This is a genomic window from uncultured Polaribacter sp., assembly GCF_947495205.1.
In the GTDB taxonomy this organism is placed as follows: Bacteria; Bacteroidota; Bacteroidia; order Flavobacteriales; family Flavobacteriaceae; genus Polaribacter.
The window spans coordinates 29,251-45,748 of sequence record NZ_CANLXV010000005.1 but is presented as its reverse complement, the minus strand read 5'-3'; the positions used below and the strand labels follow the sequence as shown (position 1 = coordinate 45,748).

18 protein-coding genes and 1 pseudogene are annotated in these 16,498 nt (G+C 28.1%); 5 read left to right on the top strand and 14 right to left on the bottom strand.

Features of this window, described 5'->3' with window-relative positions:
• Position 1: 1 nt before the first annotated feature.
• Together Q0762_RS06055 and Q0762_RS06050 are read left to right on the top strand one after the other, a co-directional pair.
• On the top strand, positions 2-250 hold the full coding sequence (locus tag Q0762_RS06055) for a glutaredoxin domain-containing protein (protein WP_298764824.1): 249 nt from the start codon (positions 2-4) through the stop codon (positions 248-250).
• A gap of 130 nt (positions 251-380) precedes the next feature.
• Positions 381-818 carry a MarR family transcriptional regulator gene (locus Q0762_RS06050; protein WP_298764823.1) on the top strand — a complete coding sequence of 146 codons (438 nt, stop codon included), beginning with the start codon at positions 381-383 and terminating at the stop codon, positions 816-818.
• 143 nt (positions 819-961) lie between these two features.
• Here the strand turns inward: Q0762_RS06050 and Q0762_RS06045 are convergent, their stop codons facing one another.
• From Q0762_RS06045 to Q0762_RS06030, 4 genes are all read right to left on the bottom strand, one after another.
• Entirely contained in the window at positions 962-1,993 is a 1,032-nt protein-coding gene (locus Q0762_RS06045) for a lactonase family protein (RefSeq protein ID WP_298764821.1), read from the bottom strand.
• Between the two features lie 65 nt (positions 1,994-2,058).
• A complete protein-coding gene (locus tag Q0762_RS06040) occupies positions 2,059-3,801 on the bottom strand; it encodes a M14 family metallopeptidase (protein WP_298764819.1) in 1,743 nt (580 codons plus the stop codon).
• A gap of 6 nt (positions 3,802-3,807) precedes the next feature.
• Positions 3,808-4,263 (bottom strand): pantetheine-phosphate adenylyltransferase, encoded by a 456-nt coding sequence (gene coaD / locus Q0762_RS06035; RefSeq protein WP_298764817.1) that lies wholly within the window; start codon positions 4,261-4,263, stop codon positions 3,808-3,810.
• 135 nt (positions 4,264-4,398) lie between these two features.
• Positions 4,399-5,373, bottom strand: a complete 975-nt coding sequence (locus Q0762_RS06030) for a D-alanine--D-alanine ligase (RefSeq protein ID WP_298764814.1) — start codon at positions 5,371-5,373, stop codon at positions 4,399-4,401.
• Positions 5,374-5,466: 93 nt separating this feature from the next.
• On the opposite strand from Q0762_RS06030, the gene Q0762_RS06025 reads away from it, so the two are divergent.
• Positions 5,467-6,024, top strand: coding sequence for a PASTA domain-containing protein (locus Q0762_RS06025; RefSeq protein WP_298764811.1), 558 nt, complete (start codon positions 5,467-5,469; stop codon positions 6,022-6,024).
• 66 nt (positions 6,025-6,090) lie between these two features.
• Positions 6,091-7,131 (top strand): RluA family pseudouridine synthase, encoded by a 1,041-nt coding sequence (locus Q0762_RS06020; RefSeq protein WP_298764810.1) that lies wholly within the window; start codon positions 6,091-6,093, stop codon positions 7,129-7,131.
• 4 nt (positions 7,132-7,135) lie between these two features.
• On the opposite strand, the gene Q0762_RS06015 is transcribed toward Q0762_RS06020, so the two are convergent.
• The 10 genes and pseudogenes from Q0762_RS06015 to Q0762_RS05970 form a co-directional block, all read right to left on the bottom strand.
• Positions 7,136-7,936 (bottom strand): CPBP family intramembrane glutamic endopeptidase, encoded by an 801-nt coding sequence (locus Q0762_RS06015; protein WP_298764808.1) that lies wholly within the window; start codon positions 7,934-7,936, stop codon positions 7,136-7,138.
• Between the two features lie 218 nt (positions 7,937-8,154).
• Complete coding sequence (locus Q0762_RS06010) at positions 8,155-9,108, bottom strand: Fic family protein (RefSeq protein ID WP_298764806.1); 954 nt, start codon at positions 9,106-9,108, stop codon at positions 8,155-8,157.
• Between the two features lie 225 nt (positions 9,109-9,333).
• Positions 9,334-9,729, bottom strand: a complete 396-nt coding sequence (locus Q0762_RS06005) for a hypothetical protein (RefSeq protein ID WP_298764805.1) — start codon at positions 9,727-9,729, stop codon at positions 9,334-9,336.
• 132 nt (positions 9,730-9,861) lie between these two features.
• A complete protein-coding gene (locus Q0762_RS06000) occupies positions 9,862-10,344 on the bottom strand; it encodes a hypothetical protein (protein ID WP_298764802.1) in 483 nt (160 codons plus the stop codon).
• A 130-nt stretch (positions 10,345-10,474) separates the two neighbouring features.
• Positions 10,475-11,380 (bottom strand): peroxiredoxin, encoded by a 906-nt coding sequence (locus Q0762_RS05995; protein WP_298764800.1) that lies wholly within the window; start codon positions 11,378-11,380, stop codon positions 10,475-10,477.
• An 87-nt stretch (positions 11,381-11,467) separates the two neighbouring features.
• Complete coding sequence (locus Q0762_RS05990) at positions 11,468-11,824, bottom strand: helix-turn-helix domain-containing protein (protein ID WP_298764798.1); 357 nt, start codon at positions 11,822-11,824, stop codon at positions 11,468-11,470.
• A gap of 1 nt (position 11,825) precedes the next feature.
• Positions 11,826-12,090, bottom strand: a pseudogene (locus Q0762_RS05985) (type II toxin-antitoxin system HigB family toxin).
• Positions 12,091-12,300: 210 nt separating this feature from the next.
• Positions 12,301-12,816, bottom strand: a complete 516-nt coding sequence (locus tag Q0762_RS05980) for a GNAT family N-acetyltransferase (protein ID WP_298764796.1) — start codon at positions 12,814-12,816, stop codon at positions 12,301-12,303.
• Positions 12,817-12,837: 21 nt separating this feature from the next.
• Complete coding sequence (locus Q0762_RS05975) at positions 12,838-13,734, bottom strand: neutral zinc metallopeptidase (protein WP_298764795.1); 897 nt, start codon at positions 13,732-13,734, stop codon at positions 12,838-12,840.
• Positions 13,735-13,812: 78 nt separating this feature from the next.
• The gene (locus tag Q0762_RS05970) at positions 13,813-15,096 is read right to left on the bottom strand and encodes a DUF1343 domain-containing protein (protein ID WP_298764793.1); all 1,284 of its coding nucleotides are present in this window, start codon (positions 15,094-15,096) and stop codon (positions 13,813-13,815) included.
• Between the two features lie 4 nt (positions 15,097-15,100).
• Between Q0762_RS05970 and Q0762_RS05965 the strand changes: the two genes are divergently transcribed.
• Positions 15,101-16,336 carry an FtsX-like permease family protein gene (locus tag Q0762_RS05965; protein ID WP_298764791.1) on the top strand — a complete coding sequence of 412 codons (1,236 nt, stop codon included), beginning with the start codon at positions 15,101-15,103 and terminating at the stop codon, positions 16,334-16,336.
• Positions 16,337-16,498: the final 162 nt, after the last annotated feature.

Here is a 16,498-nt window from a genome sequence, read left to right as displayed (position 1 = left end):
TATGAAAATAGTTTTATATGGTAAACAAGGGCATGCATATACAGTTGCATTTAAAAATTTCTTAAATTCTACAGATGTTCCTTATGTTTATAGAGACATTTCTAAAGATGTTGATGCCAGAGAACATAGTAAAACACTTTACAATGGCATTGCAAAATACCCAACCTTGTTTGTAGATGACCAAGTTTTTTTAACACCTACAACAGAAGAATTCAATAAAATAATGCAAGATTTAAAGTTAAGAGCGTAGTTTTTTAATTTTAGAAAAAGAAATCAAATACAACCCAAAACTGACAATAGATAATTTTTAACAACAGTTATTTTGGTTTCGTATTTTTTTTAAGGATGTATAAAACAAAAACCCAACATTTAAATAAGATATGGGAGATATATCTAAAGACATAAAATCTACTTTTAAAAGTGATAAGTTAAAAGCTTTAATCAACTTAAAATATACAGCCAATTGGTTGAGCAGTAAAGAAAATGAGTTTTTTAAACCTTATGGTATTTCGCCACAACAATACAATATTCTTAGAATTTTAAGAGGCGCAAAAAAAACAGTTAAGGTGCAAGTTGTAAAAGATCGAATGATAGAAAGAGCGCCTAACGCAACACGTTTAATGGATAAATTGTGTGATAAAAACTTAATAGAAAGAACACGCAGCGAACATGATAGGCGCGTAGTTTATGTACAAATATCTAAACAAGGCTTGGCATTACTTACTAATATAGATAAAAATAAAAACTTATCTTTTTTAGACAAATTAACCGATTTAGAAGCGCTAATGTTAAGTGATTTATTAGATAAAATTAGATAACTTCTATATGAATTACAGCAATTTTTGTTAAAAATTAAAGCGAATTTAAGAATTAAAATTCCCATTAATTATAGTAATTCAGGTAATAATATTGCATAAAGCATAAGTTTCTACAAATCGCTTTTCAATTGAAATAGTAATTTTTAAAATAAAATACAAACTGGCATTGGTGCTTTAATCTCATCTACAAAAGTTAAATTACCTGTTTTTTCATCTCTTTTAAAAGAAATAATATTATCTGTATTTTGGTTTGCAACAATTAAGAAATCTTCATTTGGCGATAAAGAAAAGTTTCTTGGGTGATCGCCTCTAACATTTTCATATCCAATGGTTTTTAAAGACCCGTTTTCTTTGTTTACTTCAAAAATAGCAATAGATTGATGCCCACGATTAGAGGCGTATAAAAATTTACCATCTTTTGTAATATGAATATCTGCAGATTTGCTAAATTCAGTAAAATCTGCTGGTAATGTAGTAATGGTACTTTCTACAAAATATTTTCCGTTGTTTTCTTTTACTAGAGAAACGGTATTTCCTAATTCATTTAAAACATACATCCATTTTTTGTTAGGATGAAAGGTTAAGTGTCTTGGACCTGAACCTATTGGCATTGCCAATTTTTGTTGCGCTGTAAATGTAAATTTGTCATTTTCAATTTTAGAAAACCAAATTTCATTGGTTCCTAAATCTATAGAAATTACTTCTTTTTTTGCTGGATGAAACCAAGCAGAATGTGCATGAGGTGCTTTTTGTCTTTCTGTGGTGCCTTTACCAAAATGTTGTTGTACATCTAATAATTTACTTAATTTACCATTTGTATCTGTTTTTAGTAAACCAACAGTGCCTGCTCTATAATTGGCGGTGACAATGTAATTATCTTTATTTATACCAACAAAACAAGGTCCTGCACCACCAGTTTTTTCTTTACTTATTTGTGTTAAAGAATCTTTTTCAATTTTAAAAGAACGGATAAATCCAACACCATTTTTATCTGTTTCACCAATAACAAATAATGATTTTTTATCGTTAGATTTTACTAAAAAAGTAGGATTTACAATAGTTGCTTGTAAGCCAATTTTGCTTAATTTTCCTGCTTTAGATAAGCCGTATTTATAAATACCTTTGCTGTCCTTTTTGGTGTAAGTACCTACGTAAAAAGTTTGTGCTGTGTTCATTGTCTCTTTTTCTTGCTTACATCCAAAAAATGCAATTAGTAGTATAAATGTGGTAAAATATTTCATTAATAAATTTTATAAATTGGTAATTGTAAATGTGCAGATTCGTAATAAGGTGAATTTTTATAAATAAAATCTAATTGAGCACTTGCGCTTTTAGCAAAAGAATCATCTTTCATTTTTTCTTCAAATTTTGCTTTTATTGAAGTATTTTCTAGCAGAATTTTTTCAGCAATATCTTCAAAAACATATGCAGAATAACCTTCTTTTTGCTGTAAAATAGTATCAAAAAAATTCCAATTAAAAAAAGAATCAGTAGCCTCTGTTTCTAAAGTTTCTAACAGATATCTAACACCTTTTTGGTTTGTAGAAATATACAAATCTCCTGCTTTAAAATGAATTTCTTTTTTACTTTTTGTAATACTGGTGTTGTAATGCAAATAATGCCCTTCATAAGGCGCAGTTCTTGTTTTAAAATCTGCAATATGGTTTGTTTCAACCATAAGACTAGTATCTTTTTTTAAACGCGTATATTCAATTTTATTATTATCTAATCTTTCTACAATTTTGTGCCAACCTTGTTTTAAAATATAAGCTTTTGGTATGTCTATTTCTTTTGTAGCTATAAAATTGTTGTAATAATTTGTTGCTTTCGTAAATGGTTTAGTTGTATCGTAAAATAAGCGTCTTCCATTGGTAACTTTGCTCTCTAAAGTTTGAGCTTCATAACCTTTAAATTGCAATTTTGTTGGGTTTTCTTTATCTTCTTTAAAAGCAATTGCGTAACTTTTTTCTGCTAAGAGTTCAGCAACAGCATTTTTACGTAATTCTTTAATTTTTGCTGAATTGTTTTCAGTAAAATCAAAGGCAGATAGCATTAATTGATACGTTTGTTCAACACGTATTTTATAAGGTTTAAGCATGTGTGTTTCTACCATTAAACCCAGTGTGTGAAACAAAGTTGTGTATCCTGTAGAATATCTTGGTGAGTCCAAAAATTGAGAAAATCCTTTTTCTGGTGTAGTGCCCCAAACATTTACATAAGGCGTAATTAAAATGTTTTTCTCTTCTAAAGACTTTTCTATTTGTGGCCGCATTTCATTTTCTAAAAATGCACCTAAATTGCCACCCAACTTGTTATGTTGTGTAAACAGATGCGTAATAGCATATTGATAATCTGCACCATTACTAACATGATTGTCTATAAAAACATCTGGATTTACCGTGTGAAATATTTCTGCAAAAGCGGCTGCATTCTTGGTATCTTGTTTGATAAAATCTCGGTTTAAATCATAATTTCTAGCGTTTCCTCTAAAGCCATAAGAAACAGGACCATTTTGGTTGGCTCTTGTGTGTGAATTTCTATTTAAAGCACCACCTATATTGTAAACAGGAATTACTGCAATTAAAGTGTTTTTATACTTTTTTTGAAGCGAATCATTTTGTACAATATCTCTTAAAAGCAACATAGAGGCATCAATACCATCTGATTCTCCTGGGTGAATGCCATTATTTATTAAAATTCTATTTTTTGTAGATTTCGTAATTTCATCAACATTAAAAATAGCATTACTATTAAAAACAACTAAATGTAAAGGTTTACCAGCATCTGTTTGACCAAAAGAAAACAAAGATATTTGCGAATACTCTTTCGCCAAATCTTCATAATAAGAAATTACATCTTTGTATTCTGGCGTTTCTTTTCCGTTAGATTTTTCGAAAATTGTGGTAAAATCAACTTCACTTTCCGTTTTAGAATTGCAAGAAATAATAAAAATAGTAAGTACTAAAAATAGTGTTTTTTTCATTCTTAATTATTTAACGCGCACTGCTTTAGGAACTAGTTTGGTATAATCTCCATTATTTCTAATAACGTCTCTTACAATAGAAGAAGAGATGTAAGAAGTACTTGCAGCTGTTAATAAAAACACAGTTTCTACTGGTGCTAAATCTCTATTTGTGTGTGCTATTGCTTTTTCAAATTCGAAATCTGCAGGATTTCTAAGGCCTCTAAATATAAAATCTACATTATTTTTTTTACAAAAATCTACTGTTAAACCTTGGTAAGTAACTACTTTAATTTTAGGATTGTCTTTAAAAGATTCTGCTATAAATTTTTTACGTTCTTCTAAAGAAAACATGTATTTTTTACTGGAATTAACACCAATAGCAATAATTAGTTCGTCAAAAAGCTTTACACCTCTTTCTATAATATCATAATGTCCTAAAGTTAATGGATCAAAAGATCCTGGAAATATTGCTCTTTTCATAAATTATGCTTTTACTTTTTTGTCTTATTTAATTACAAAACAGAATTTTTAGAATTTTAAAAATTATTTTTCAATAGCTTCTCTAAATTTTGATGTTTTCTGGTATAATTTTAAATTACTTATCCAACTTCCAACTTAACTCAAACTTTCTTCAATAGCATTGTCAAACAACTCCTCTAAAGAAATACCTGCTTTTTGTGCTTGTTGTGGCAAAATACTTTCTTCGGTTAAACCAGGTACTGTATTTATTTCTAAGAAAAAAGGTTCATCATTTACAAAAATATATTCAGCTCTAGAAAAACCAGTCATATTTAAAACTTCGTATACTTTTTTGGCTGTTTTTTCTACTTTTTCTTGCTGAATACTGCTAATTCTTGCGGGTGTAATTTCTTGGGATTTTCCTTCATATTTGGCTTCATAATCAAAAAAATCGTTCTCAGAAACAATTTCTGTAATTGGCAAAACTTTAATTTTTCCTTTATATTGAATCACACCAACAGAGACTTCTGTACCTTCTAAAAAAGATTCTATTAAAATTTCTGAATCTTCTTTATACGCCTTTTCTATGGCAGGTAAAACAGCATCTTTACTATGCGCTTTAGAAATTCCATAGCTAGAGCCTGCATTATTTGGTTTTATAAAACAAGGTAAACCTACTTTTGTTATAATAGCATCTAGGTTTATTTTATCGCCTTTATTCAAATAAATAGAAGTTGCCGTTTGTATTCCATAAGCTTTCACAGCACTTAAAGTATCTCTTTTATTAAAGGTTAGTGCCATTTGATAAAATGGGGCAGAAGTGTGTTTTAAGTTAATAAGGTTAAAATAGGCTAATAATTGTCCATTTTCTCCAGGAGCACCATGTATGGCATTAAAAACACAATCAAAATTAATTTTTTTTCCGTTTATAATAAAGGAAAAATCGTTTTTATCAATTACATATTCATTTTCAGTTGCATCTAAAGCTACCCATTTCTCCTTTAAAAGTAATACTTTGTATGCATTATATTTTTTAGGATTTAAATTTTTATAAACTACATTTCCGCTTTTTATAGAAATGTCTTTTTCGGATGAATAACCACCCATTGCAATGGCAATATTTTTCTTCATTTTGGTAAAAATAATAAAACAAATTTATCAAAATATAAATAGAAACAGCAACGTTTACTTTTTATATATTTGTAGTGTTAAAAATATCTAAGAATGAGTTTGTTTCAGTTTTTAAAAAGTAAAACTTTTTTTATACAAATTGCTATTGCTGTTATTGGTTTGCTAATTTTTGTATTTGCATTGCAATATTGGTTGGGCATTACTACCAATCATAATCAAAAAATACAAGTACCAGATTTGCAAAAAATGTCTTTAAATGAAGTAGATAGAAAATTGAACGAACTTAATTTAAGTTATAAAATTATAGATAGTGCTAGTTATAACCCAGATTATCCTAAAAAATCTGTTATAGAACAAACACCAGTAGCAGGAGATTTTGTAAAGGAAAAACGTAAAATTTATTTAACCTTAAACCCGTCTAAATACAGAGATATTACCATACCAAATTTAAATGGTAGAACCAAAAGACAAGCCAGTTCTCAGTTAAGAGCAATGGGTTTAAATGTGGGCATAAATTATACTTATGTAAATGACATTGGTAAAGATGTAGTAAGAGGTTTGCGTTTTAATGGTAAAATTGTAAATGAAGGTGATAAGTTACCACTAAATTCTATTGTAGATTTGGTTTTAGGTGATGGCAAAGGGAGGTAGTTGAAAGCGTGAAGTTGGAAGTATGAAGGTTGAGAGAAATATAAATAGTTTAAGAAAGTAAGCATTTTGCAAGAAAATAAAAATCAAGAAATAGAAAACGACGATTTATATGAACATTATAAATTTGTGGCAAGTGATGGACAAGAGCCTTTGCGTGTAGATAAATTTTTAATGAATTTTGTTGAAAATGCTACTAGAAATAAAGTACAACAAGCCGCAAAAGCAGGTAATGTTTTGGTAAATGATGTTGCTGTAAAATCAAATCATAAAGTAAAACCAAAAGATGTAGTTCGTGTTGTGTTGTCTTATCCGCCAGCAGAAAATTTATTAGTTGCAGAAGCTATTCCTTTAGATATTGTTTTTGAAGATGATACTGTAATTGTAGTAAATAAACCAGCAGGTATGGTTGTACATCCAGGACATGGAAATTATTCTGGAACTTTGGTAAATGGCTTAATACATCACATAGAAAATTTACCAACAAATTCTAACGAAAGGCCAGGTTTGGTGCATAGAATAGATAAAGATACTAGTGGTTTATTGGTAGTTGCAAAAAACGAATTTGCAATGGCACATTTATCGAAACAATTTTATGACAGAACTACAGAAAGACTTTATTACGCATTAGTTTGGGGAAATATAGAAGAAGATGAAGGTAGAATAGAAGGAAATATTGGTAGAAGTTTAAAAAACCGTTTGCAAATGGCTGTTTTTCCTGATGGTGATTTTGGAAAACACGCAGTTACACATTTTAAAGTTTTAGAGCGTTTAACATACGTAACTTTGGTACAATGCAAGTTAGAAACAGGAAGAACGCACCAAATTAGAGCACATTTTAAACATATTGGACACACTCTTTTTAATGACGAACGTTATGGAGGAAACGATATTTTAAAAGGAACTACTTTTACCAAGTACAAACAATTTGTACACAATTGTTTTAAAGTTTTACCAAGACAAGCCTTACATGCCAAAACATTGGGTTTTACACATCCAAAAACGGGTGAGTTTATGCAGTTTAATTCTGAAGTTCCAAAAGATATAACAGCGTGTTTAGAGAAATGGAGAACGTATTCTGAAAATTCTAAAAATATAGAGTTGGAGTAGGTTTTTATTTGTGTTTATTGATTTTCGCCTGTTCAATCAATTTATATTTCTTCATTAGAAATAGTGCGTAAATCAAACACGGCAAAATAAATAATGTCGTTAAAACAGCACTTTCTATTGATATCGAATTCGCTATTCTATGTTTAATAGGATTTCCTGCAGAGTCTAGTTTTGCTACAAAATCTATTAATGCGTGAATTATAACTAATGGATATAGTCTTTTTGTAATAACCAGTAAAGCTCCAAACATAGCACCAATAAAAGTAGCAAAACAAACTTGGGATAATTCCCCATATATTCCTTTGTCAAATTTTATGAAATGGATTAAACCAAAAAATAATGATGAAACAAAAATTGATAGCACTATATTTTTTTTTGTTTTTCCAAATTCATTTATTAGGTGTGATTGTAAAAAACCACGAATACTTAATTCTTCTGAAAGTCCAATTGATATTGCATAAATTACGAGTAAACCAATATTGGGCAAAAGTAAATCCATTTTTGGGTCGTCCATAAATATGGCATTTACCAGTACTAAATAAACGAGCGGAAATATTAAGAGATACCACATCTTAACTTGCGTTCCTTTTAATCCAGAAATTTTGGTAAGTCCATTTTGCTTGATTAGATAATAAGAAACAAAGATTAAAAGTAAATTTGCTCCAATCTTCAAAAATGTATGAGTTTGATAAGAGTCAATTCCTTTTTCTATAAGTTGGTAAGAAAAGTATTCTCTAATGCTTAAAATTGCTAAAAGAGTAATTACGAATATTGCGAGTTGATTCCAGAATTTTGATTTCGTCATTTTTTGGTTTTTTAATTAACGTTCATTTATTAAATAGACGCAATATTTATCCAATTGGTTGTCTCACACAAAATTTCTTTTGCATTAAACACAAAGTTATTTTACATTTTTTTTTTGATTTAGCCTAAAATTAATAAATATTTACTGAATTAAAAGTGTTCGAGAATTTTTTAAATAAGCCATTAAAAGCAATAACATTTATAAGGTGTTGTGTTTCGTTATTTTAATTGATACGTTGTTTTGTTTTTTTCTCCTATTTTTTCAAATAAACCAAGTTCAGTACCTTTTTTCAAATCTCTACTTGCTGTTGCAGAAGAAATGTTTTTAAAAATATCCATATAATCTTTTCTTGTAAATTCTGTTTTATTCAATGAAACATAATAATTTAACCTTTCTTTTTCATTTAACGTTCGATTATTAAAGTCTAATAATTCACCAATTGAAATATCAATTACATTTAGCATATATTCAATAAATTTAGTCGATTTACCAGATTTATCAGATTCAGCCAAGGCTTTATAATATTTGTCTTGGTCTTTACTAATTAAAGTTTCAAAGGGTAAAAACTCAAAGATTGGATGTTTTTCCATTAAGATTAAAGTTTGCCATAACCTTCCCATTCTGCCATTACCATCTAAAAAAGGATGTATAAATTCCATTTCGTAATGGAAAACACAACTTTTAATTAATTCAATTTCATTAGACCTTTTTAAATATTCAAAAAGATCTTTCATTAAATAGGGTACATTTTCAAAAGGTGGTGCTAAATGTTCAACTTTAGAACCTTTTACAATTCCGACACCTTGATTTCTATATTTTCCAGCGTTTTCAATTAACCCTTCCATTAAGTTTTTATGCGCTTTTAAAAAAGATTTTTCATTAGAAGGTTTGTATGCTTCTAAATTCTCATAGATTTTAATTGCATTTAAAACTTCTAGAATATCTTTTTTAGGACCAATAACTCTTTTGTTCTCTAAAAGTGCTGTAATTTGCGCTTCTGTAAGTGTATTTCCCTCTATTTTTAATGATGAATAAATAGTTTTAATTCTATGCTGTTTTCTAAGTTTAGGAGATGGTTTATTTAATAAATTGGCATTGATTGCTCCTATTTTTTCAGAAATGGAAGTTATTAACTTTAAAATAGAGGTTGTTATTTCATAAGGTGGTTTCATTTTTGATACTATCATTTGATAGTATCAAAAATACAATCATTACTTTGAATTATCTTAGAAAGTTGAATTTTTTTATGAAACAAAACTGTTCTAAAAGTATTTTTGTTTTAGTTTAAAGTGAATAAGTTTTTATTGAATTAAAAGTTTGGGAGGATTTATCCAAAATAAGCCATTAAAAGCAATAAAATTTATATGGTGTTGTAAAACGTTTTTTTTAATTCAATTTCAATTATAAAATTCAATTTCTTTTTTATAGCATATTAAACAAGTGATTAAGGCTAAAATAGATGCTAAGATATCAAAAACATCAAATTTTATATTCTGATTAATAAATCGTTCCAGCTCCATAAATATTACTAATGTTAATGTTGTTAAAAATGAAAAATTAATTATTTTTCCAAGACTTTGTTTATTTTGCAATTTAAGAAGGAATAGACAAGTAAGAAAAGTCATTATTGCTCCTAAAAAATTAGGAATTACTCCTAGTATAAAAACTAAATACCTATTAGATTCAATATTTGAAAGTACTTGTGGTCGATAAATTTTCTGATTAAAAATATATAATATAAATGAAATTAAAATGATTACTGGTTCTTTAAATTTTTTTAGAATTAATTTCATCTAATTAATTGGTGTTTTGAGTTTATTCTATTCATTTATTTACAAAGGTTATAGAATTCTTATCTATTATTTTGAGTAATTCCTGAAAACTAATTAAGTAATGTTTTAGAAACAATGTTATAAAATATTTTGTTATTCAATTAGCTTTCCGTTTTCGTAGTTTTCTTTTTTTGTTACAACTCCATTTATGTTAAAATATTTCCACTCTCCAATTTTTTTCATTTCTAGGTAATTTCCAGTTTTCATTGGTTTTCCATTAGAGTGAAATTTTTGGAAATAGCCGTTAACTATTCCTTTTTTATAATTAGCAATTAAAACAATATTCCCATTTGAGTGATATTTAGTCAATGTTTTATTTTTCAGATTTTCAATGGGAAAAGTCGTAGATTTATATATTTCACCACTTTCTTTAAATTCCTGAATTGTAAGTTTTGCTAAATTTCTAAATTTTATTTTTCTAACTTTTTTTTCTGAATAATATTCCTTTATTGTATCTCCAATTTTTGGAATTATTTCTTTTTCAGCTCCATAAGTAATTTTAATTTTTCTCGTATGTTCTTGTCCAAAGGTTATTGTTGAACATAAGATTATTATTAATGCGAGTATTTTTTTCATAATGTTTTACATTTTGGTTACATATTATTTCTTGCGTTTAGGTATGAAAACACTTTCAAAATTAGGATTACATAAGGTAAATAATCCATAATTAAGTCGTTGCAAAGAGTAGTAATTAATTATACACAGCTTACAAGCGTATGTTTCTTTTTTCAATGTAAATTATAGTATCTTGTAAGGTATTTCCTTTTGTAAGTAAAAAAGGTAATTCATTTTTTCGTTTTCCATCAATTAGTATTTCTAATGTTTTTTCAAGAAAGATTGAAGGTAAATCTCTTGCTATAATTTTTCCATTTGGGTCAATTAAGAAATTGTCTGGAATTCCATTTACATTATAAATAAAAGCAGCGGCATTATTATGACCATTTAATTCGCTTAAATTTTTCCAAGTAATTTTATCTTTTTTTATGGCGTTAGTCCATCTTTCTTTATTGTTGTCTAATGATATACCTATAATTTCAAAACCTTTAGGTTGATACTTCTTATAAATGTTAACTAAATCTTTATTTGATGCTCTGCAAGGTTTGCAAGTAGATGACCAAAATTCTAAAAGGGTATATTTCCCTCTTAATTCAGAGATTTTATTTTTCTCTCCTTTAATATCTTCCATTTCAAAATCAATAAATTGGTCGTACAATTTAACTTCTGAATTTAATTCCAAGTATTTTGATATAAGTTTTCCTTTTTTTGATTTTTGCTGTTTTCTTGTTAGTAAATTAAATAGGTTTTGAGTTAATGATTTTCCATAACCAATTTTACTTCTATTAAGAATATCTGTACTTACAGCAGAATTAGGAAACTCTTTAATAAAACTTTGCTTTATTTCTTGTTGTACTTTAATAACAGAGTCTTTAGGAAATGTATTGGCTGATAGTCTTTCTCTGAAATTTTTGGGAACTGCCATACTCATTCGTTTCGCTAATGCATTCTCTTCTTCTTTATATAAAGCTTTTTCCTCCTCTTTATTTTTACAATTATAAAATACCATAAAAATAATCAGAAAAATTATTTTAGTATTCAATTCGTTTTTTTTCATAGTTGGTTTGTAATGTTCTAGTATAAAGTTTCCTGCCTTGATTTAGCTTAAAGCTAATAAAATTTATATGGCTTAATACCAATAATTCTAATAATCCTGAACTAAAACTTCAGTTGGAATATGTAGTTTAAGATTTAAGTTTCTAATCATTTCCAATGTCAATTTTCTTTTTTTGTTTAGTATTTCACTAACTCTACTTTTAAAACCAATAACTTCAGCTAAATCTTTTTGTTTTAAACCCATTTGTTCCATTCTAAATTTAATGGCCTCAATAGGGTCAGGAAAACCAATAGGAGAAGTTTCGTTTTCGTATTTGTCAATCAATATTGAAAGAACTTCTAATTCGTCTCCCTTTTTAGTTCCTTTTTTTGCGTCAAAAATTACTTCTAATCTTTCAAGAGCTTTTAAGTAATCTGTTTCGTTTTTTATTGGCTTAATATTCATTCTAAATTTTGTTTGCGTTTATTTTATCGTATTCTGCATGAGTACCTATAAATCTTATCCAACAAATTTTGTATTCTAAATTAAATTTAACAATTAATCCATAGCTATTTCCTTTTATGTTAAATACTAGCACTTGGATATTCATTTTTTAATTCGTTTAAGGATTCCCAGTTTACTTTTTCGGTTTCTCTGTACCAAGCTGTTAGTTGTTGTTCTGAATCTGAATGTTTAATCCAAAAATCTCTAAAATTTAATTTCTTACACAAAAGTAGCGGTAATTATTTTACCATTTTTTATAGTTTAAATAATTGCAGCTTTAAATTGTTGCTCGTTTGCAGTTGCCAACTTAGGGTCTATTTCTATATCTTCAAAAAACGAAAACATTTTTAGATGGCTAAGCATATATGTTGCAGTAAATAAACAAATAGATATTAGAAATTTTTCATCTTAATAAGAGTCATACATTTAAAACATTACTAAAGTTCTAAATACAAAACATCATTTGGTCTTGTTTCATCATCTGAAATAGGAAAATCGTACATGGCAATTTTTTTGAAACCCGCTTTTTTGTAAAAATTAATGGCTCTATCGTTTTTAATCCAAACGTATAACCAAACGCCTTTTTGTTTGGCTTCTTTAATTAATTTTAAATTGTAAGCAAACAATTCTTTTCCTAAACCTAAACCATAAAACTCTTCTGTAAGATAAATACGTTCTAATTTAGTAACATTTTCTGCTTTAATGTTGCTGTTTTTTGTGTTGATGATTATTTTAGAGAAACCCGCTAAAACAGCATCTTTAAGAATTAAATTGTATTTAAAATTAGGGTTGTTTATTTCAGATAAAAGTGTTTTTTCATTAAAACTATTTTTCAAATAGTCTTGCATTATATGATCTGGAATTACATCTTTGTGTGGCACATAAAATGCTTTTTTACTTACTTCAGCTAAGGCTTTTACATCTTTAGCTGTTGCCTTTCTAATTGTAATCATGCTAATATTTACAGTAGTAAATTATAAAATTCTTGCATTAAAAGTATCGCCTTGATTTACATCACCAGTTTCAAAACCTTTTTTAAACCAACGCATTCTTTGTGCAGAAGTACCGTGTGTAAAGGAATCTGGCACAACTCTGCCTGTAGATTGTTTTTGCAAACGATCATCTCCAATAGCATTTGCAGCATTTAAAGCTTCTCTTAAATCGCTATCATCTAAAATTAAGTTGTCAAATTTTGCGTGATGTGCCCAAACACCAGCATAAAAATCAGCTTGTAATTCTAGCATTACAGATAATTTGTTGTATTCAGTTTTACTAATTCTTCCTCTTTGTGATTGTACTTTTCTGCTCATACCTGTAAGATTTTGAATATGATGCCCAACTTCATGAGCAATTACATAAGCTTGAGCAAAATCTCCAGGAGCGTTTAGTTTTCTGGCCATTTCTTCAAAAAAACTTAAATCGATATACAATTTATCGTCTCCAGGGCAATAAAAAGGTCCTGTTGCACTTGATGCAGCGCCACAAGCAGAAGAAACAGTATTGGTAAATAAAACTAAGGTAGGTTCTTTGTAATTGGGTATAATTTGGTTCCAAACATCTTCTGTACTTCGCAATACTTGGTTGCTAAATTCTGCTAATTCATTTTCTTTAGCAGTGCCTTTATAAGTAGTATTTTGTGTTTGATTATTAGTGTTACCAGTTAAAAAATTAAGCGGGTTATTACCTGTAAAGTACATAATACCAATACCAACGGCTAAAATAATTAGCCCTTTTTTTGTGGTAATTAACTTTAAAACTAAAGGAATTAATAGCTTTGCAAAACCACCACTTAATCCGCCAGAACTTCTGCCAGAAGATGCGCCTCTTCTATCATCTACATTACTACTTGTTCTTTTTGTTCTCCATTTCATGGTTTATCGTTTTAAAAATATAAATCTACCACTTATTTTTAAGTTGATAAAATAGAAAAGTTTTTAAGAGCATAAAAACTATTTGTAAATCAAATACTGCTCTCTAATTTTTTGAAATGCTTTGATGTCTTTTTGCCAAGTTTTTCTTATCGTTTTTGCAGATAAACCTTTTTCTATTTGTTTTTGCAGTTTTGTATTTCCTGCATGTATGGTAAAGGTTTTACCAAAGAATTTTTCGGTTTTTGGTGTTTTGTTATAAGCGTCAATTAACCATTCTAAATTTACAAAATTTAGTGTTTTAGCTTTAGATAAATCTACACCAAAACACATTTTGTTTTTATGCTTTGGGTATTTTGCTCCAAAATTAGCTTTTGGAGTGTATGTAAAGTTGTTTTTTGGGAAAAAAGGTGCACCATATCTTTGAAACTGAAATTCTGTTCCTCTTCCTGCGTTTATCGTTGTTCCTTCAAAAAAACCTAAACTAGGGTAAAGGTTTATACTTTTATCGTTTGGTAAATTTGGCGAAGGTCTAATGGCTAAACTGTATTTTGTTTGATGCGTATAATTTTTTAGAGGAATCACATTTAAGTCGCATTTAATACCGTTTTTCAACCATTTTTCGCCGTTTATCATTTGTCCATATTCACCAATAGTCATTCCATAAACTAAAGGAACAGGATGTTTTCCTACAAAACTGCTATGTTGCATTTCTAATATTGGTCCGTCTACATAATGGGCATTTGGGTTGGGTCTGTCTAATAAAATTACAGGAATTCCTTTTTCAGCACAAGCTTCCATAACATAATGCAAGGTAGAAATATAGGTGTAAAAACGAACGCCCACATCTTGAATATCAAAAACAACAAGATCTATATTTTCTAGCTGTTTTGCCGTTGGTTTTTTGTTTTTACCGTATAAAGAAACAATGGGTAACCCTGTTTTTGTATCAAAACCATCTTTTACCAATTCTGCGGCATCTGCTTTGCCTCTAAAACCATGTTCTGGAGAAAATACTTTTTTAATATTGATGTTTAAAGAAATCAAACTGTCAATAAGATGCGTGCTTTTATTAAAAGTTTTATCAAAGCCAGTTTTATTAGTTTCTAGATCTACCCAAAAGATGGAATCTTTTCCTTTAAAAATTACTGAAGTTTGATTGGCAACCACAGCAATATTTTTACCTTTTAATAAATTTAAATACAAATCTGTACTTGCTGCACCCGTTTTTACTATAGTATCTTTTTTGATTTTTAAGATTTTATTTTTTGATTTTTCAATTTTCTTAGCACAAGAAAACAGTTGTAAATTCATTAATAAAAATAAAAATAAATAGGTACTTTTACGAAGGTTAAAATCAATCATCAATTTGAATTACGAGTTATTTATTGCAAAACGCATTATTGCTGGCAAAAAGTATAAAAATAGCATATCTTCTCCAATAATTAAAATTGCAATTACGGCAATTACGTTGGGTACTATTATTATGCTAATTGCAGTGGCAACAGCTAGTGGAGCGCAATTAAAAATTCGAGATAAAATGGCGGGTTTTAAAGGTCATGTTCAAATTTTGAATTATGACAATAATAATTCAGACGTCTCTACAACTCCAATAAGTAAAACACAAGATTTTTATCCTGAATTTAAAAATATAAAAGGTATTAAAAATGTACAAGTTTTTGCGTCTAAAGGCGGAATTTTGCGCACAAATACAGATTTTGAAGGCATTGTTTTTAAAGGAATTTCTAGTGATTATGATTGGTCTTTGTTTGAAGAATATATTACTAAAGGAAGGTTGCCAGATTTTAGTTTACCAAGAACAAAGGGCGTTTTGTTATCTGAAACGGTAGTAAATCGCTTACAACTAAAATTAAATGATACTATAAGTGCTACTTTTTTAAAAACAGCAAATAGTAAATTACCATCTAACAGAAAGTATATAATTGTTGGGATTTATAATTCTGGTTTTGCCCAATTTGATAAAAATATGATGATTGGTGATATTAGAGAAGTGCAAAAATTAAATAAATGGACTAAAGACCAAGTTGGTGGTTTTGAAATAGTTTTAGATAATTTTGATGCTATACAGGAGAAAGGGGAGGAGATTTACCAAGAAATTAGTTTAACTTTAAATAGTAAAACCATTATAGATTTGTACCCAACCGTTTTTGATTGGATTAAACTTTTTGACAATAATGTTTGGTTTATTATTGCTATTATGATATTAATTGCTGGTATTAATATGATTACTGCTTTGTTGGTGTTAATTTTAGAACGGGTTCAAATGATTGGTATTTTAAAAGCTTTAGGAAGTACCAATGCAAGTATTAGAAAAGTGTTTTTATACAATGCCTCTTATTTAATTTTAAAAGGATTGTTTTGGGGTAACATTATTGGTTTATCTATTTTGGCAATGCAATATTTCTTTGAAATTATTACCCTAAATCCAGAAACCTATTATGTTTCTGTAATGCCTGTTCATATTTCTATTTGGGCAATACTAACATTAAATATTGGTACGTTGGTGTTGTGTTTTTTAATGTTGATTATTCCTTCTTATATCATCACAAAAATAAACCCTGCAAAGTCTATTAAGTTTGCTTAAGATTTATTTTTTTGATTTTTAAATTGCTTGTGTTTTAACGAATTTTATGGTTGATACTACTATTTTAGTTTATATAAAATTCAATTAACTAGCAATATGAAAGTAGGAATACAATTTTCATAAATTGTTTGCAAAACAAAAAAATCGTTTAGTGCTTACTAA